16 protein-coding genes are annotated in these 19195 nt (G+C 45.3%); 8 read left to right on the top strand and 8 right to left on the bottom strand.

What is annotated here, in order from left to right:
* Window positions 1–5: 5 nt before the first annotated feature.
* On the bottom strand, window positions 6–728 hold the full coding sequence (locus tag C1T21_RS24255) for an ABC transporter permease (RefSeq protein ID WP_029518315.1): 723 nt from the start codon (window positions 726–728) through the stop codon (window positions 6–8).
* Complete coding sequence (locus tag C1T21_RS24250) at window positions 725–1840, bottom strand: ABC transporter ATP-binding protein (protein ID WP_246772843.1); 1116 nt, start codon at window positions 1838–1840, stop codon at window positions 725–727. The genes C1T21_RS24255 and C1T21_RS24250 overlap by 4 nt, the downstream gene beginning before the upstream one ends.
* A 503-nt stretch (window positions 1841–2343) precedes the next feature.
* Between C1T21_RS24250 and C1T21_RS24245 the strand changes: the two genes are divergently transcribed.
* The 4 genes from C1T21_RS24245 (at window position 2344) to C1T21_RS24230 (ending at window position 7071) form a co-directional block, all read left to right on the top strand.
* Window positions 2344–3501 (top strand): NTTRR-F1 domain, encoded by a 1158-nt coding sequence (locus tag C1T21_RS24245; RefSeq protein WP_103050064.1) that lies wholly within the window; start codon window positions 2344–2346, stop codon window positions 3499–3501.
* A 179-nt stretch (window positions 3502–3680) separates the two neighbouring features.
* On the top strand, window positions 3681–4772 hold the full coding sequence (locus C1T21_RS24240) for a glycosyltransferase (protein ID WP_103050063.1): 1092 nt from the start codon (window positions 3681–3683) through the stop codon (window positions 4770–4772).
* Between the two features lie 58 nt (window positions 4773–4830).
* Window positions 4831–5925, top strand: coding sequence for a tetratricopeptide repeat-containing glycosyltransferase (locus C1T21_RS24235; protein ID WP_103050062.1), 1095 nt, complete (start codon window positions 4831–4833; stop codon window positions 5923–5925).
* A gap of 51 nt (window positions 5926–5976) precedes the next feature.
* Entirely contained in the window at window positions 5977–7071 is a 1095-nt protein-coding gene (locus C1T21_RS24230; protein WP_103050061.1) for a glycosyltransferase family 4 protein, read from the top strand.
* Between the two features lie 82 nt (window positions 7072–7153).
* On the opposite strand, the gene C1T21_RS24225 is transcribed toward C1T21_RS24230, so the two are convergent.
* Genes C1T21_RS24225 through C1T21_RS24210 form a run of 4 tightly spaced genes read right to left on the bottom strand, consistent with a single transcriptional unit; the run spans window position 7154 to window position 12475 of the window.
* Window positions 7154–9004 (bottom strand): beta-glucoside-specific PTS transporter subunit IIABC, encoded by a 1851-nt coding sequence (locus C1T21_RS24225; RefSeq protein ID WP_103050181.1) that lies wholly within the window; start codon window positions 9002–9004, stop codon window positions 7154–7156.
* A 5-nt stretch (window positions 9005–9009) separates the two neighbouring features.
* Window positions 9010–10116 carry an ethanolamine utilization protein EutH gene (eutH, locus tag C1T21_RS24220; protein WP_103050060.1) on the bottom strand — a complete coding sequence of 369 codons (1107 nt, stop codon included), beginning with the start codon at window positions 10114–10116 and terminating at the stop codon, window positions 9010–9012.
* A gap of 11 nt (window positions 10117–10127) precedes the next feature.
* Complete coding sequence (locus tag C1T21_RS24215; protein WP_103050059.1) at window positions 10128–11162, bottom strand: Gfo/Idh/MocA family protein; 1035 nt, start codon at window positions 11160–11162, stop codon at window positions 10128–10130.
* Between the two features lie 32 nt (window positions 11163–11194).
* Window positions 11195–12475: a glycoside hydrolase family 140 protein gene (locus C1T21_RS24210; RefSeq protein ID WP_103050058.1), complete on the bottom strand. Its 1281-nt coding sequence runs from the start codon at window positions 12473–12475 to the stop codon at window positions 11195–11197.
* Window positions 12476–12718: 243 nt separating this feature from the next.
* Between C1T21_RS24210 and C1T21_RS24205 the strand changes: the two genes are divergently transcribed.
* Window positions 12719–13747, top strand: coding sequence for a LacI family DNA-binding transcriptional regulator (locus tag C1T21_RS24205; protein ID WP_103050057.1), 1029 nt, complete (start codon window positions 12719–12721; stop codon window positions 13745–13747).
* A gap of 112 nt (window positions 13748–13859) precedes the next feature.
* On the opposite strand, the gene C1T21_RS24200 is transcribed toward C1T21_RS24205, so the two are convergent.
* Window positions 13860–14765: an NAD(P)/FAD-dependent oxidoreductase gene (locus tag C1T21_RS24200; protein WP_103050056.1), complete on the bottom strand. Its 906-nt coding sequence runs from the start codon at window positions 14763–14765 to the stop codon at window positions 13860–13862.
* Window positions 14766–14877: 112 nt separating this feature from the next.
* Window positions 14878–15276, bottom strand: a complete 399-nt coding sequence (locus tag C1T21_RS24195; protein ID WP_103050055.1) for an Rrf2 family transcriptional regulator — start codon at window positions 15274–15276, stop codon at window positions 14878–14880.
* Window positions 15277–15434: 158 nt separating this feature from the next.
* Between C1T21_RS24195 and C1T21_RS24190 the strand changes: the two genes are divergently transcribed.
* From C1T21_RS24190 to C1T21_RS24180, 3 genes are all read left to right on the top strand, one after another.
* Window positions 15435–17360: a BglG family transcription antiterminator gene (locus C1T21_RS24190; protein WP_103050054.1), complete on the top strand. Its 1926-nt coding sequence runs from the start codon at window positions 15435–15437 to the stop codon at window positions 17358–17360.
* Window positions 17361–17527: 167 nt separating this feature from the next.
* Window positions 17528–17851 carry a PTS lactose/cellobiose transporter subunit IIA gene (locus C1T21_RS24185; RefSeq protein ID WP_250274013.1) on the top strand — a complete coding sequence of 108 codons (324 nt, stop codon included), beginning with the start codon at window positions 17528–17530 and terminating at the stop codon, window positions 17849–17851.
* Between the two features lie 18 nt (window positions 17852–17869).
* On the top strand, window positions 17870–19165 hold the full coding sequence (locus tag C1T21_RS24180) for a PTS sugar transporter subunit IIC (RefSeq protein WP_103050052.1): 1296 nt from the start codon (window positions 17870–17872) through the stop codon (window positions 19163–19165).
* The last annotated feature ends 30 nt before the right edge of the window (window positions 19166–19195 follow it).

The raw sequence follows: 19195 nt of genomic DNA, 5'->3' as shown, positions 1-19195 counted from the left end.
ATTCATTACCTCCACCGTTTCCGTTCAACCACTTGGATGCTGAATAGCAAAAAGAGCACCGCCACCGTCACGTAGTACATCACATCGGCTCCATTCAGCAATCCTTTGGTGAAACTGTCAAACCGTGCGGTTAGTGAAAAAGGTTCCAGCCATTGCTGTACCGCCGCAGATGCACCCGTTTGTCCACCAAACGAATCCAGCATCCAGAACACAAGTAAAATAATAAAACTGACGACCGCTGACATCATCTGATGCTGTGAAAGCGTTGAAGCGAATAAGCCGATCGCCATCATGGCTGCCCCAAGCATGAACAGACCGATCACAGATGTTAATACCAGCGTCCAATCCAGCGACCCATAAAAGGACATCACGACCGGATACGCTAGACTGCACAGCACTAATATGAGCAACATACCCAGCGACGCCAAAAATTTACCCACGATCATTTCCGTCACACTCACAGGTGAGGTAAGCAGCAGTTCATCGGTACCTTGCCTGAATTCCTCCGCAACCAGCCTCATCGTGAGTAATGGGACGACGAACACCAGCATGGACAAGGTGTCACCGAGTACCAGCCGATAGTCCAGAATGCTAGGCTGATACATAACAAAATTTGTATAAAAAAGTAACCCCGTCAGCAGCATGTACACTGCAAGCGCAAAATAGGTCGTTGGTGTCCACAGATAGGCTTGCAGCTCTTTTTGACAGACCGCGAACAAACGCCTCATGACCGATTACCTCCTGTATCCTTATCTTCCTCAGCCTTATCGTCGCCGGACGCAGCATCTCCATGCTCCACCGTGATAGCCGTAGGGGCTGCATTCTCCGAGGAATGTAGGTCTTGTACTGCTGGATCGCTGGCCTGACCTTCTTCCGTCTCGCGGGTCGTTAACTGCTGGAAGATATTTTCCAAGCTAAGGCTTTCTTTTTTCATCTCCAAAATCGGAAGCTTCGCATCAGACAGCACATAAAATAGTTCTTCGCGAAAATCCTCACCGGAGGCTCCTGTGAGTAGCAATCCGGTCATATCTGGCTCTGCGGCAGTCAGCTTCGTGTTCGCTGGAGGCTGCGTGGCCGCCATAGATTCAACCTCTACTTTTCCCCAAGTACGCAGGACATCCAGCACCTGCTCACGCTTCCCTCTGACCTCCACCTTCACCTTAAATCCATCTTCCATCGAACCGCCGAGCGCGTCAGGGCGCCCATCCATGACCAGCTTCCCTTCATGGATGATGAGAACACGATTGCATAACGCATCCACCTCAGGCAATATATGCGTACTTAGCAATACCGTATGATTTTCGCCAATCTCCTGAATGAGCTGACGAATCTCCAAAATCTGATTGGGGTCCAAACCCGAAGTCGGTTCATCCAGCACCAGTAAATCCGGGTTATGAATAATCGCACCTGCCAGTCCCAAGCGCTGTTTATACCCTTTGGACAAACTGCGGACTAATTGTTTTTCCCGCCCATTCAGTCCTAGCCTGGAAATCATCTCCGAAATACGCAGCTTCTGCTCTCTCGCAGGCACGTCCCGAATACTAGCTACAAACTTCAAATAGGATCTTACGGACATATCCTCATACAAAGGGGGAGTCTCCGGCAGATAACCGATTTTGGAACGGGCCTGTCTGCCCTTATCCTGAATCGGGATACCATCAATCGTAATCACTCCCTCGTTGGGTTGAAGATATCCTGTAATCATGCGCATCGTCGTCGTTTTACCCGCACCATTCGGCCCCAGGAAACCAACAATTTCACCGCGCTGCATTTCAAAATCCAGCTTATGTACACCCCGGTTGCCCTCATACCACTTGCTCACCTGCTGCACTTTGAGCACATGTTCCACCCTTTCCTTTATCGTATTGACAAATCATTTCGAACTACACACACATATCAAAAGAATTCCATAGCGATAAGTTCGGAAGACCAAAGCCTTCGCGAAGCGGCCTCCTCCTACTTCCCTCCCAAATGTTGCATCAGTAGTGGGTAGCAGCGGAGCGGAGGATTTGGAGCTGTAGAAGCACCAGCGTTCGCCTTTGCCTTGGGATTTTTACCTTTACATGTCTTACTTAATCACAAAAAAATCCCACGGCAACAGCGATCGGAAGCCCAAAGCCTTCGCGGAGCGGTCTCCTCGCACCTTATGCTATACTTTTAAATTCTAATAATAATCCCCCACATATAACTCCAGCTTAACGTCACTTAAATAGAAGCTTAAAATAATGTGTCTGAAATGTGAACACAAAATTACACATCTACCCTCGGAAACTTGTACGGTTCGCTAAGGTATGGATTCGCATCTACTATCATTACAGCGTGTGAGGGGAGTGTATAAAAGCGATGAGTGTATTGTTTACCAATCTAGTTTCTAACGGCGACTTCGAGATCGGATCCACCCTTTTTTGGAGCTCTGTCAATGTGACTGTCACTAACTTATCTGTAAAAAAGACTAACTTTTATAGTGCAATCCTGGCAGGAGGCGCAGTAGATGCATCTCTTTCCCAGGTCGTTTTTGCTGCACCAGGCGAAAGTTATACGTTAAGCCTTTCAGCTGCAAAAATAGGAAGCCTATCTAGTCCTCAAGTTAACATTTTTCTGTATTACTATGACGCAACCTTTAGCTTCCTTGGCACGGGGCTAACTACCTATTTGAGTGCAGGTACATTGCCAGACGCTGTGAATGGGACATGGCAAAGCCTATACGAAGTAACAGCTCCTGTACCAGCCAACGCAGCCTATGCCTTTTTGATTATTAGTAAAAATGCCATGGCTAACACCGCTGATGTAGCTATTGATTCCATTGCTCTTGTTAAAGCAAGTGCAGCTGGAGCTGTGGGTCCAGTCGGACCTGCCGGGCCGACTGGTGCTACAGGCGCTAGTGGCGCTACAGGTGCTACGGGGCCTGCGGGTGCCACAGGCGCCACGGGCATTGGCGGACCTGTCGGACCTACGGGTGCCACAGGTGACACTGGTGTTACTGGACCTGTCGGACCTACAGGCGCCACAGGCGACACAGGTGCTACCGGACCTGTCGGACCTACGGGTGCCACAGGCGACACAGGCGCTACCGGACCTGTCGGACCTACGGGTGCCACAGGCGACACAGGCGCTACCGGACCTGTCGGGCCTACTGGCGCTACGGGCGACACTGGCGTTACCGGACCTGTCGGGCCTACGGGTGCCACGGGCGACACTGGCGCTACCGGACCTATCGGGCCTACGGGCGATACCGGGCCTACGGGGCCGACTGGACCGACCGGACCATTTGGCCTTGGATTTACCGGACCTGTCGGACCTACAGGCGACACAGGTGCTACCGGACCTGTCGGGCCTACGGGAGCCACAGGCGACACTGGTGTTACTGGACCTGTCGGACCTACAGGCGCCACGGGGGACACTGGTGTTACTGGACCTGTCGGACCTACAGGGCCGACTGGCCCGATTGGACCAACTGGACCTACAGGGCCGACTGGACCTACGGGACCTACCGGACTCTAACCTCCTTTTGGATTTAAGCGATGTACCCTACCCTATCGACAAAGCCACAGCACATTAAGGCTTTGTCATCCATGCCCTGCCGCGATTGCGGCAGGGCTTCTATAACTCAGCCCCTTTTTAAATCCAACTTTATGTTTGATCTGAACCCTTAGATGGTTCCCCAAAGGAGTGATGCTCAATTGATCAGTATCAGCCTGTGCATGATCGTCAAAAATGACCAAAATACTATTGGCCGTTGCCTGGAATCGGTCCATCATATTGTGGATGAAATCAACATCGTGGACACAGGTTCACAGGATCGGACCATTGACATATGTCGCAACTTTACGGATCGAATTTTTCCATTTGAATGGGTAGATCATTTTGCCCTTGCACGTAACTACTCGTTTGAGCAAGCTACGCAGGAGTACATTCTCTGGCTTGATGCCGATGATATTTTGAAGGAGCAGGATGCCGTCAAGCTGCTTGAGTTGAAGCAAACCCTTGATTCCTCAGCCGTACCAACCGTCGATTCCGTGTCTATGAATTATCATTATGGCTTTGATGATCATGGCAATGTCACCCTACATTTTCGCCGAAACCGCTTGATCAGAAGGTCAGCCGGATTCCGTTGGCACGGAGCCGTGCATGAGTACCTCGCCGTAGACGGGAATATTCAACATGCCGATATCGCCATAACTCACACCAGAACACATACAGTCTCTCCAGGAAGAAATCTGCGAATTTATGAGAAGTTGCTCGCTCAAGGTCATGCCTTCTCTCCTCGTGACCTCTACTATTACGCTAACGAGTTAAGAGATAATAAAAGATATGAGCAGGCCGTGCAGGCTTACCGGGATTTTCTGGATACCGGACAATGCTGGGTAGAGGATGCGATTAGTGCATGTAGCAAAATGGCCGACTGTCTGCAACAACTTGGCAAGTTGGAGCAAAGTATTACCGCGGCTCTCCATAGTTTGACCTTCGATACGCCCAGGGCAGATCTATGCTGTCGGATAGGTCATTATTTTTTGCATAAAAATGAGATCTCCAAAGCTATTTATTGGTACGACATGGCTACCACTCTGAATCCTCCCGACACGATGGGCCCGGTACAAGACGCGTACCAAACGTGGTTTCCTCATATCCAGCTATGCATTTGCCATTCTCGAATGAAGGATTACACACGTGCGAATTGGCACAACGAGCAAGCTGCCACGTACGTTCCCAACGACCCGCATGTCCTGCATAATCGACAATTTTTCAGCTCAATCCTGAACCCTTCCCAATAGAGATGTCTCCCATACTCACCCCTCAATCTTTAAGTAAGTCAAAGGAGGAGCAAGCGGAATGCAACAATCGAATCGGTACAAGATAGCTGTCTATGCCATTAGCAAAAATGAAGCCCGATTCGCCAAGCGCTGGATGCACACCATGCGGGAAGCCGATGTTGTCATTGTAGCGGACACCGGCTCTACAGACGACACCGTTCCCCTGCTACGCGAGGCGGGTGCAGAGGTGCATCGTATTCAGGTAACCCCTTGGCGTTTTGACAAGGCTCGCAATGAGTCCCTGCGGCTGGTCCCCGACGATGTAGATATTTGTGTCTGTACGGATCTGGACGAAGTCTGGGAGGAAGGTTGGCGGTCGCGGCTGGAACGTAACTGGAAGGAAGGAACTACCCGGATGCTATATGCCTTTACGCATGGACAGCCGGGGCAAGATACCGGTTATACATGGTTCTGGAAAGAAAAAATACACACTCGTCACGGTTACCGCTGGGTACGCCCGGTTCACGAGGTGCTTGAATATATCGGGGAGGGTGAAGAACGTAGCATTCGATCCGGTCAGCTCCGCTTGTATCATGATCCCGATCCGCACAAATCCCGCAGCCAATACCTTCCACTTCTAGAACAGTCTGTGCGCGAGTTTCCCGAGGATGACCGCAACATGCATTACTTGGGGCGGGAATATATGTATCATGGTCGTTGGGACGAGTGCATTGCTACACTGCAACAACATCTTGCCATGCCGCAGGCACGCTGGGCAGATGAGCGCAGCGCTTCGATGCGCTTTATTTCTAGAGCCTATAAAGCAAGTGAACAATGGCAGGAGGCAACACGTTGGTTATACCGGGCTATTGCGGAAGCACCGTATTTACGTGAACCTTACACGGAAATGGCTCAGCTGGCCTATCATACACGGAACTGGCCCGCTGTCTATCATATGGTTGAAGAAGCGTTGCGTATTTCAACACGACCGGATACGTACATGCAAGAGGATTTTTGCTGGGACGCTACGCTGTATGATCTCGGAGCCCTCGCTTGCTACGAGTTGGGTCTACTGCACAAAGCATGTGAATTTGCGAAAGAAGCAACAGAGCGCTCCCCGGACGATTCTCGCCTTAGCCATAATTATGCGCTAATTCAATCTAGGCTTCCATAGAAACCCACACCCCGTCCTGTAGGTTGAATAACTTGGTATAGGAGCTTGTGATTGGCAAAGGAGGTTATCGAGATCAAAGTTCTATTTACTTTTTATATACCTAGCGGCGGCGTGGAAACCTTGAACCGCCAACGCTGTAAAGTGCTCATGCAGGACGGGATTGAATGTCATCTTCTCTATTATCAGCAGGGTACGGGGATGCAAAACCTGCACGGCGATATTCCTGTGTTCATGACTTCATCTGAAGAAGAAATTCGAATGCTGGTAATTACTAATCGCTATGATGCAATTATCGTCTCATCGGATTATCCTATGCTCGCCAGATTGCGAATGTTGGGCTATCAGGGGATATTAATCTATGAATCGCAGGGCTTTGGTTCTCACGAAGAGGCTGCTTGGGTGGTCGCGGATGCCGTTCCGTATCTTCAGAGACATGCCAACGCGGTGCTCTTGCCCAATACAACTCATCTGGTGCAGCTATTTACCAACACGTGTCCATGGCTTAATCGTTATGTATTTCCCAACGTACTGGATACCAGCGTATTTAATTATGTACCTAACACTCCTCCGACCAACCCGGTTATTGCATGGGTTGGGCGGCTGGAGCCCAATAAGAATTGGAGGCATTTTATCGACATTTCTTACTGGATGCTACAAAATCGTGCGGATCTTCGGATTTGGATGTTTTATGATGACACATTGTCACAGCCAGAGGATAAAATACAATTCGAAAAAATGCTTACTCAGCTCGGCATGTCCTCAGTAATCGAGCGTTTTCAAAGCGTGCCTCATGCCAAAATGCCTCTGTATTATTCCATGATTGGCGACTCAGGTGGCTACCTGCTGTCGACTTCTCTGGTGGAGGGATTTGGCTATGCGGTAGCTGAGGCGATGGCCTGTCGTTGCCCGGTATTAAGCTCTGATTCAGACGGAGTACGGGCATTCATTGACCACAACGAAACTGGTAAATTTTATCAGCAGGGAGACATCTTACAGGCGATACTGGAAGGACTAGACCTGATGAACAACATACCTCAACGCGAATCTATCCGCCAGAAGGGGCTGGCACGGATCGTCAGCCTGTTGGCACCGGATAAATATGTGCGCTCCTTCCGGCAGATGATGAACACGCTGGGTGTGAGGTAACTAAAAAACAGCTGACGACAACCCTTTTTATACACGGGCCATCGTCAGCTTTAACTTGCCTTTTATTATTGAATATTGGAATCTATCTAATCTTTAGTAAGCGGTCTCCTGCATGAATATCCTTGGAGCCTTCAACTAAAATATCCGTGTACACGGCTGTATTGGTTACAATGACGGATGTGGTAATATCATAACCTTCATCCTCTATAGCCTTGGGATCAAATTCAACCAGCTTGTCCCCTTTTTGAATCGTATCCCCTTCAGACACAAAGGAGGTGAAATGTTTTCCTTTCAAGCTGACCGTATTAATTCCAATGTGAATGAGCAGTTCAACTCCATCCTCAGAAATAAGCCCGATGGCATGTTTTGTTTTGAAAACGGTAACAACAGTTCCGTTAAAAGGTGCGTAGGCTACCCCATCTTTCGCAATAATAGCAGCCCCCTGACCCATCGCACCACTTGAGAAAGCTTCATCATTTACAGCGGTTAAAGGAATCAATTCACCGTTTAGAGGACTGAATACCACTTTGTCCTCCTCTTTGCTTTCATCTGCAACCTTAATCTCAGGCGCAGGTTTAGCATTTTTATAGCCGAAAAGATAGGTCAGGATAAATGCGAGTACAAAAGCCACAACCAAAGATATGATAAAGCCGATGAAACCTGCATCTATGCCTTTTGGATTAATGAACAGAGGAATACCAAAAATGCCGCCCCCGGCAAATCCATATGCCGTTGAACCCAGAAAACCGGCTACAGCTCCTCCTATACCTCCAGCGATCGAGGCTAAAATAAATGGTTTTTTGGCGGGTAACGTAACTCCGTAAATAGCTGGTTCAGTAACCCCCATCAAGCCTGCAATCGTCGCGGAAGTCGCAATCGGCTTTAATTTAGGGTCACGTGATTTCAAAGCAATGGCAAAGGCCGCACCGGTTTGAGCAAAAGTAGTACAGAACAGCATTCCGTTAATGGGATCAAAACCGTTCGTAACTACATTATTCAGGAGAATTGGAATGAATGCCCAATGCAGACCAAAGATAATAATGGCCTGCCAGAACCCGGCCAGAACGAGACCAGCTACAGCTGGACTTAACTGGTAAATCCACATAGAGCCTTTGGCTAACCCATCGCTGACTATAGTTGATATCGGTCCGACAACCAGAAAAACAATCGGTGATATGATGACCAAGGTCAGCAAAGGCACAATGAACATTTTAATGGATGCAGGTGCATACTTACTTATCATTTTTTCGACCTTAGCTGCTAAGAACGCTCCAATAATGATAGGTATAACAGAAGAAGTATAATTAATCAGAACGACAGGTATGGTCAAAAAGGACAGCGCCGTTTTATCCGTAAAGGCAGAAGTCATGGTCGGATACACCAAGGCGGCCCCCAAAACAGCAGACAGGTACGGGTTGCCTCCAAATTTTTTACCTGCTGAAAATCCTAGAATAATCGGAAAGAAATAAAACATAGCGTCTGCTGTCGCGTGTAAAATTTTATACGTGCCCATCTGATCCGTCATCCAGCCCAGGGATGTGCATAAGGCCAGCAGTCCTTTTAGAATCCCCACAGCGGCGAGTACGCCTATAACGGGCATAAACACGCCTGAGATCACATCGACAAATCGGCTGAATAAACTGGATTTCTCATTGTTTTGCTCTTCTTGACTCGCTTGATCCGGCTTTACTCCCATCGTCTCCAAAAGAGCTTCGTATACTTTAGGAACCTCATTACCAATGACCACCTGAAATTGTCCGCCGCTTTCTACGACAGTAATGACGCCATCAATCTGCTTGATTTGTTCCTTATCAGGTAATTGATTATCCTTCAATTTAAACCTCAATCGGGTTACACAGTGAATTACACTGTTTACATTTTCATTTCCGCCCACGGCACTCCATACTTCTTTGGCTGTTTTTTTATGATCCATCATGTTCACTCCTTCTTGGATGCGCTTTCTATTCTATTCGTAGTAGTCGGATGTGCAATAACTGCGACAATTACGGCACTTATTCCGCCTGCAAGTTTACCCACGATCATGGCAATCACCATATTCTTGTCCATTCCTGCTACAAAGCCAAGATGTCCACCCAGAACGAAAGATCCACTGACAGCAAAAGCAATACTAATCACTTTGCCTCTGGGCTCCATCTCTTTGACTAAAGTGAACGTAGGAATGTTATGAGCAAGACTAGCCACAAGACCAGCAGTAGTCGATGGATCTATGCTTAGCAAACGTCCTGCCCGTTGAAGCGGATTTTTAAATATTTTTGTAATCCAAGCAACCAACGGAAACGCACCAGCCAATACAATAGCAATCGTTCCAACCGTTTGCACACCGACAGACAACGGAGCCATATTGGGAATAATAACAAATCCAGTTAAGGTTTCGACCCCAATCGCTGCCAAACCGACAAGGGATAGAAGCCTAATGCCGTTACCAAACCACTTGAACAATCGGATCGTAAGCTCCGTAAATAGACGTAAACCCAGCATAATGATTAATGAAAGAAGCATGGGAATAATCAGATTTTTTAAAATCATTATCACGTCAAAACCAGCGATTATTCCCCCTATGAAACAACCAACGGGAATTGTACTAATACCGATCAAGATACCTTTTGCAAAATATGGATGATCCTCTTTTTCCAAAATGCCGAGGGCAACCGGAATCGTAAATACGAGCGTTGGGCCAAACATGGTCCCTAGAAAAACCCAGGAAAACACGCCCGCTTGCTGGCTGTGCGCCATTTCCGCCGCAAGTGCGTATCCTCCCATATCTACCGCCAATATCGTATTAGCAAAGGATGCCGGATCGGCACCTATTGCCACATATAACGGTGAAACAATGGGAATCAACCATGAGGCGAGTACAGGAGCCAAGGAAACAATTCCTATCATGACCAGAGCAAGAGAGCCCATGGTCATGAGCCCATTGTTGAAGGCTTGTCCCAATCCCCAGCGATTTCCCAAGCACTGATCCAATGCACCTAGCACTAAAAAAAGAGCAATAACATACATCACAATATCGTTAATGGACATCCTGTTGCCTCTTAATACACATGAACTTTATGATTTTCTGCGCTGTCATAGGTGTCGAATACAAGCTGAAGTGTCTTGATATTGTCGTGACCACTCGTTTGAAATTCTTTTCCCGTGTTGAGACAATCTATAAAATGAGCCTGTAGCTTTTTATGGCTTTCCTCATAGTTTAATTCAGTCTTTTCAACCAATACTTTTTCGACTCCCTGATTATTAATGAGACATAATTTACCTGTGTTATACAGTTTTAGGGTGGCCTCATCGCCTTCAATCACCAGCTGTTCTTTATGATCGGGAAGGACCTGCTCTGGAAGCTGCCCATTCAGTTCCCTACGAGTCGCCCAGCTCATGTCCATAAGACCAAAATAATGTTCATAACCTAACATGATAATGCCCGTGTCTTCTCCCTGTGTGTATGGGCTGACCCGCTTGGTTTCCGCATACAAACGCTGAGGTTCACCGAATAAGAAACGCCAAGTATCCAGCCAATGAACTCCCATTTCATAAAACAAGAGCTTGGGCATATCTCTGAAAAATGGCTGCGGCAGCTCTTTTTCCGGAGCAAACCTTGGCGAATAAAAATCGGTATGCGTATAACGTATAACATTCATATTCCCAACGATATTCTCTGCCAACAACTTTTTTATAATTTGAAAAGGTTCAAGCCAACGCCAATTTTCCGTCACCATAAGTCTGACTCCTGCGGCTTCAGCAATACCTACAATCTGCTCAGCTTCTTCAACAGAACGTGCAAAAGGTTTTTGGCACATAATATGTTTTCCGGCTGCGGCCGCCAGTCTAACCAGTTCCAGATGTGTCTCAGGAGGTGTAATGATGTCCACGACATCAATATCCGCTTCGCTTAGCATCTCCTCCAGGCTGGTATAACAATATTCAGTAGGTACATGGAATTGAGCTGCTTTTTCAAAAAGTAAGCCTTTATTTCGATCACAAAATCCTTTGATTTCTGCATCCGAGATAAACTGCCATGCTTTTATATGTTTTTCCGACCAATATCCCGTTCCAATAACGCCGATTTTCCACATGTTGCTCACTCCATCCACATTCTTCTCTGTTTTTATTTCGTTCCGATGATGACAACATCACTTTCAAAGCTGTGCATGTCTAGCACCGATTGATCCTTTTGGACGGACACGTCGGTTTGGGCAAACCGCTTCCCGTCTAAATCAATCGTTGTAAACTTGTAATCCTGCACGTTGATACTTAGTCGTACCTTCGTGTTAAATGGGACATACAAGATAATGGAATTCTCGTTCCCCGCAGCTCTGATTTCCTCTGTCTTGTTTAAAACAATATCCAATGGCTTTACGCCAATAAGGTTATACATTTCAAACAAATATTTAATAAAGGAATAATCCCATGCACCTTCAAATCGCAATGCTGTTCTCCAATCATAGGGACTATCGAATCCTTCCCCTTCTACAATGCCGAATTTCTTTCCTTTTTTGTGCCAGCTCCAAATCCCATGCGCCCCGTAGGTAATTCCCGCTCCCCCGCCTGCAAGGAGGCTTTGCCATGCCGCTTTTCTGGCATCCAGTGCAGTGTATCTGCCATACACATTGCGGCTATAACTAATTTGTTCATAACATGGCTCACCATTAATGACAGGCCGTATATCCGGCTTATGGTAGAAATGTTGAGCAATCTCATGGCCCACATGCTGAAACTCTGAATTATGTCCTGATTGATACATATAGAATCCAAGACCCTGGTGTTTCTCAAAGGCTGGAGGAATTTCCCTCAATCTCCCTTGAATATGCAGTGTAGTTAAGCTTGTCGGGCTTAATTGTTGTACAATATCCAGTGCTTTTAGATAATAGGAATTGGCACGTTCGGTCGGAAAATCACTATCCCCGCTGATCAGAAAAATAGGATCAAATGGAGAAAAACGGTTTACGACGTACGTTACATAGGGTTCAACGCATTCAAACGGCATTTTATTACCCTTTTGGAACATTTCAGCCCATGTATCCGGCACATAGTTACACCACAATAGAACCAGGGCCGGAACAAATCCACGCTCTACAGCCATTTTCAACATGATTTCTGCCCGGTCAAAATAAGCTTCGTTTAATGTATGGTAGTCGAAATCCCCATTTTCCAGTAATGCAAACGGCTGTAGATTCAGATCCGATTCACTTGCGTCCCATTGTCGGAGCATGTTGATTTGCAACACATTGAAACCCTGCATCTTCCGATAATCAAGATAGTCGCTCCACTCCTCTATCGTCGCGTTGGTAAATACACTCCAAACCGTATCTGCCAAATAAAAAAAAGGTTTTTCCTCTTTTGTAAAACTTCTTTGATTTTCAGCCATGTTTAAACTCAAATAAATCACCATTCCTCTCTTGCTGTATTCACAAATTCTCTAAACAAAACTAAATAAACAACTAAATTTATATGATTTTTTCGCAAAATAAACTAAATTAAAGCGCTTTACACTTGAATATTAACACTATAAATCATAAATGGTCAACAAATTTTTACTTTTAGTTATTTAGTTTAGTTTAGTTTATAAGCTAAACTTTCTTGCAGAGTAATGATATAATTTATGTAGTTTAGTTCAATAGGGGGTTCCACATTGAAAATTGATGATATTGCAAGGCTTGCAGGTGTTTCGAAGTCTGCTGTCTCTCTTGCTTTTAATAACAAACCCGGAGTCAGTGAAGAAACCAAGGAGCAAATCCTAAAAATAGCCCAAGAGCATGGATATAAACCACGCACCATGAAGACAAGCAAGGAAGTTATTAAAAATCATCATGTGATACGCTTTGTGGCCTGTAAAAATACAGACATCGTAACAGAGCATTATGATTCACTTCCATTTTTCAATGAGTTAATTCATCATATTACCAATCAGGTGAGAGAACATGGAAACACCTTGATTTTTTCGTCTTTTGATAGCCATAGCCTCGAAGAAGAATTATCTGCTTTGGAAAAAGATCAGCCTTCTTCAGGCGTACTTCTACTTGGTACCAATTTAACTTCTGAGATTATTCATTCCATACAATCCATTCATTCCAATATTGTGATTCTGGATACTTGCTTTGAACAGGTCGATGCCAGTTTCGTATCTATTAACAACTATCTTGGTGGGTATCAGGCAGGCCAATATTTAATTCAGTCAGGACACAGAAAGATAGGATACGTACAATCCAGTACCAGGATTCTTAACTTTACAAAACGAAAGGAAGGGTTTATGGCGGCTTTAGAGGAGCACAATCTTTCCATAGAAAATGGGCTTACATTTGATATGCATCCCATGCTTGTAATGTCACAGGACGCATTTAAAACAGCTATTCATGAATTGAATGAGCTACCTTCGGCCCTATTTTGCGAAAATGATTATATGGCGATCAGTGCCATTAAAACGTTTCAGGAGATGAACATTCGAGTGCCTGAACAAATTTCCATCATGGGATTTGATAATATTCATGAAGCCAAGGTCATTAGCCCGGAACTCACAACCATTCATGTGAAAAAGGATATTTTGGCCCGAACTGCTGTCAACTTGCTTATGGAGAGGCTTAACAATCATCAGGGGCATCATACTCAGGTTCTTGTGAATACGGAGGTTATTGAAAGAAGATCTTGTTTAGCCTCAGAATAACCTATGATCATTGGTTTATTATTGCTTACTGTCTCTATGATTTTAGAATAAAGCCGCCATGTTGGCGGCCTTTTCTATTATCGGACTCCATGTGGGATATTCCAATTTATCGTCATTCGTTGAAATCTTCCTCTGTCAAATCCATATTTACGCTCGCAGCGGCTCGACTGCCGTCGGCCGCGGCAAAAATCAACTGGGAAGGCATGAAGTACGATGAATCCCCGGCAGCATATACACCAGGTATGGAGGTTCTCCCCGCTTCATCCGTCTTGATCCCGCCCGACTCCGTTCTTTCACAGCCCAAACGTTCTCCAAACGGTGCACTTTGTACAAACTGGGGAGATACAAAGCCGCCGACCCTCGGGACTTGAGTGCCATCCGTAAAGCGCACATGCTCAAGCTTTCCATTGTGACCGATGAACGCCGCAACAGGTTGCTCCATTACGATGATTCCTTTAGAATAGAGCCGTTCTTTTTGCTCGTCCGACAGGGATGCCTGACCGTTCGTACAAACGATCAAATCCTTACTCCAGTTAAAGAGTAGTTTGGCTGTATGAAATATAGCTGCCGATTCAGAGACGAGGACAAGCGGTTGATCCCGCAACTCCCAGCCGTCGCAATAAGGGCAATTAAATAAACTTTTCCCATATAACGGATAAAAACCTTCAATCTCGGGGAATATCTCCTTTACGCCCGTCGCCAATATCAATTTCCGGGCTTGAACGCGAAGGCCTGACGAATCAAGTACCTCAAATCCAGATTCGTTTTTTGTAATCGAAACAACCTCGGTTTGCAGATGATGGACAGATGGATAACGCAACACTTCCTCATAAGCTACACGGCGGAACTCGGCCGGCGTTACGCCGTCTCTCGTAATAAAACCGTGCGACGCATGCGTAACCGCATTTCTGGGCCGATTATTATCAATCAAAGCCACACTTCTTCTGGCCCTGCCAAGCACGAGGGCTGCATTCAATCCGGCGGGTCCTCCGCCAATAATAGCGCAATCGTACAGCATAACACCCAACTCCTTTTAAAAGATATTAAAGACTCTTTATATCTGCAATAAAACAAAAAAAACGCTTTACATAACTGGCAACCACCCTCTTTCTATATAAAGTCGCTTACTTTTAAACTTGTGTTTGCTTTTGCGCCAAATCGACCAATTTCGTATTTTTTAGATGTCGTTCCATTTTCTCCTCTGCTTCCCTCATTACAGCTTGAATCAGGCACTCGGAGCCGTGGACAAAATCACATTCAAACAAAGAATTGGTTCCTTCAATGGCATGGATAATATCCAAAAAGGTAATCTCATCTTTATGACGGGATAGGCGATAGCCTCCATTGGCTCCGGAAACCGATTCGATCATCCCAGCCTTCACAAGCCTTGTCAAAATTTTCGAAAGATAAGTTGGTGAAACATTTTGGGATTCAGCCAGTTGCTGAACACCTACCGGCTTAACCGACGAATCAGTAACAAGCATGAGCATAGTGTGCAGAGCATAATTCGTTGCTTTTGTAAATTTCATAACTACACCTCAATCAAAGACTTATTGTATCCACTATATCCCCGAATCTGCCAGTGTGTCAAGGTCATCTAGCATTCACGCTGTTGTTAATCCTTCTTTTGGTTACGCTCTAACCGTTGTATACTGTTCATCAGAACAGCTAAGAAAGGGGGCTCGTTGTGCGTATTTTTGATATTCTTCGTATATTGGTTGCTGAACAGATGGTCAAAGGAGAACACTTGGCAAATGCATTAAAGGTATCTTCTCGAACGATACGAACGGATTTAAAGGAATTGGGTGCGCTGTTGTCAAAGCATGGAGCAGCAGTTAAACCCCTTAAAGGAACAGGCTACAAGTTAGAGATTCGGGACGAACAAGCATTTCATCATCTGCTGAAGCAATTAAAGGATGATGAAAATAATGTGCCCTATCCATTAGCGAATTCGTCTGAAGCCAGAAATCGTTTTTTAATGAAAAAGCTGTTGCTTACCAATGCATATGTCAAACTTGATGATTTAGCCGAGACCCTGTATGTTAGTCGATCTACTTTACAGAATGACCTCAAAGAACTGCGCAAGCTGCTGGCAACTTACGGACTATCCCTGGAAAACAGACCTTATCATGGGATTCGAGTCAAAGGGAATGAGGCCAAGCTGCGTTATTGCATTTCCGACTATATATTCAGTAGGACAGATGAAATAGGCGAGCAGCAGATGTCCCACCCTCCTCTGATCTCTAACGAAGAGATGGAATTCATAAGAGAAGTGATTCTGGATCGTATTGAGATCCATGATATTCAGTTATCGGACATTGCCCTGAACAATCTGGTCATTCATATTGCTATAGCATGTAAGCGTATTCGCGAAGAAAGGTATGTGTCGTATTATCCGCAAGAGATGAAAAAAATTGAAGCACAAAAAGAGTTTAGGGTGGCGACTGAGATCGTATCTGCTTTGGAACAAAACATGGAGCACTCCTTTCCACTTGTTGAAGTTGCGTACATTGCTGTGCACCTGCTGGGTGTAAGGACAGTCGTTAGTGCGCATATGGATGAAGTGGAGATTAAAAAGATCATTGATAAAGATATCTACGAACTGACTATCGAAATACTGGACCAAATTGATCAGCAGTTGAAGATGAACATTCATAACGATCAAGAATTGCTGATTGCATTTTGCCTTCACCTCAAACCAGTGATCAACCGTTATCAATACGGAATGAATTTGCGTAATCCTATGCTGGATGAAATCAAAGCCAATTACCCGCTTGCCTTTGAAGCAGGTATCATTGCTGCGGAGGTCATCAAGCAGCGGCTTCATATACACATTGAGGAAAATGAAATTGGTTATTTAGCCATTCATATCGGAGTCGCGATGGAAAGAAAGAAAATGGAGGACGCACCCAAAAGATGTATGATCGTATGTGCTTCTGGACTCGGCAGTGCTAAGCTGCTGTATTATAAGCTTCAATCGGTCTTCGGTTCCAGGTTGGATATCGTGGGAACCACTGAATTTTATAAGCTGAAACAAATGCCTTTGGATACACTGGACTTTGTCATTAGCACGATCCCCATTTCAGAACCGCTTTCTATCCCCATGATCCATGTGAATACATTTTTGGGCAGTTCCGATATTACTAAAATTGAGCAAGCCATTTCTGAGGCCAGACTTCCTGCTGTGCAGTATGTACGAAAAAAATTGGTCTTTCTTCAGCAGAAGTTTGAGAACAAACTCCAAGTGCTTGAATTTATAGCCGAAAAAATACACGAAGCAGATCTTGTAAAAGGCCCCCTGCTGCAATCTGTAATAGAGCGTGAAGCCGTTTCCCCCACTTCATTTGGCAACTTTGTCGCGATCCCGCATCCGATGGAACCTTTCGCAGATTCCACGTTTTGGGCCATCTGTACATTACAAAAAGCAATCGATTGGGATGGCAAGCCGGTACAGTTTATTTGTATGCTCTGTATACAGCGTACGAAATCAGAAGATTTACAGACTATGTATCATATCTTGCTTGATATTTTAAATAATGAACAGCTCGTCCAGCAGCTTATTCGCTGCAAATCGTATACAGAATTCATAGAAGTGTTGCACAAAAATGGTTGAACATGAGGAGTATGAAGAACGAATTATTTCCGTTAAGAAGAGGAAATAATGTGCGTTATGTTGAAAGCGATTCCAAATTATAATATCCATACGAAGGGATCATTGAAAGGAGAGAAGGTCACGTGAATCATGATGAATCTACAGAGCACGACGTGAACATGGAGGACATGGATGATACAGAGATTGTATTCCAAATTATATTATACGCAGGGAATGCACGCAGCTCGGCCATGGAGGCGATTGAGCTTGCAAAGGCCGGGAAATTTCAGGAAGCCAAAGATGAATTAGCTTCAGCAAAAAAAGAACTGGTGTCCTCCCACAAAATTCAAACCAGAATCATCCGCAAGGAAGCAGCGGGTGAAAAAACAGAGATGTCCGTCATGATGGTGCATGCTCAAGATCATCTGATGAATGCCATCACCATTCGCGATATGGCCTCAGAGTTTGTAGACCTGTATGAACGCATTGATCAATTCGTACCGAAATCGTAGAGGGAGGGACGCTATCCCATGGCATTCAAAGACAAACTGGTTGACGGCCTCACATCGGTAGCAAATGCAATCAATAATTTTAAATATATTATAGCGATCAAATCAGCTTTTATCACATTGATGCCTGTTATTATTGTCGGTGCCTTTGCTGTATTGATTTCTAATATGGTCATGGACCCGGTCAATGGCCTTGCGCATTTTAAGCCGTTCTCATTCCTGGCTGAGTACAAACCGATTTTCTCGGGCATTAACTATGCCAGCTTGAATATCCTTACCATTCTGGCTATTTTCATGATTGGTCTGGAGCTAGGAAAAATTAATGGAGAGAAAAATCTCTTCCCCGGTTTGCTTGCTTTAATCTGTTTTATCTCTGTGACACCAACCACGATAGAGTTGATGGTTAACGGTGAAATGCAAAAAGTAACAGACGTCATAGCCCGTCAATTTACGGATACCAAGAGCTTGTTTTTAGGTATTTTCATAAGCATCCTATCCGTTGAGCTGTACAGTAAGCTGGGCAAGTCCGATAAGCTAAAAATCAAAATGCCTGAAAGTGTCCCCAGCAATGTGGCCGTTTCTTTCTCTGCACTCATTCCTACTATTATTACGGTGACTGTCTTCTCAATGCTCGGATTTTTCTTTCATAAGTTTACAGGTCTCTACCTGTACGATGCCGTCTATAATGTGGTGCAAAAGCCTCTGGAGACCGTAGTACAGGGACTGCCAGGTATACTGGTGCTGATGCTGGTTGCGCAAATCTTCTGGGTGATCGGTATTCACGGGAACCAAATGGTAAAGCCCATTCGTGAACCCCTGCTACTTGGCGCGATTACCGTCAACATGACTGCTTATGAGCAAGGACTGCCCATTCCGAACATTATTACGATGCCTTTCTGGGACGTGTACATGAGTATCGGTGGTTCAGGGATTACGCTAGCCCTCTTGATTTGTATTATGATCGCTTCCAAGCGTGAAGATATGAAGGAAATAACAAAGCTTTCGCTCGGCCCAGGTCTGTTTAATATTAATGAGCCTGTCATTTTTGGACTTCCGATTATGTTGAATCCATTGATGGCTATCCCTTTCATTATCACTCCACTCATCACAGGAACGATCGGTTACTTCTCGACGTTGCTTGGATTTGCAGGTAAAGCCGTCGTCATGGTTCCATGGACTACTCCGCCTATTATTAATGCCTATCTGTCTACAGGTGGAAGTATTGGCGCCGTCGTAACTCAGATCATTTGTATTGTGGTAGCCATTATCATTTATTTCCCGTTCGTCAAAATTGCCAACAAGCGAACGGCTGAATAATGCGTTACTATAGAAATACATCAATTAATT

Source organism: Paenibacillus sp. F4, from assembly GCF_002894905.1.
Taxonomy (GTDB): domain Bacteria; phylum Bacillota; class Bacilli; order Paenibacillales; family Paenibacillaceae; genus Paenibacillus; species Paenibacillus polymyxa_B.
Note: the sequence above shows the minus strand (reverse complement) of the source record. Positions and strands in the feature narration are given on the sequence as shown.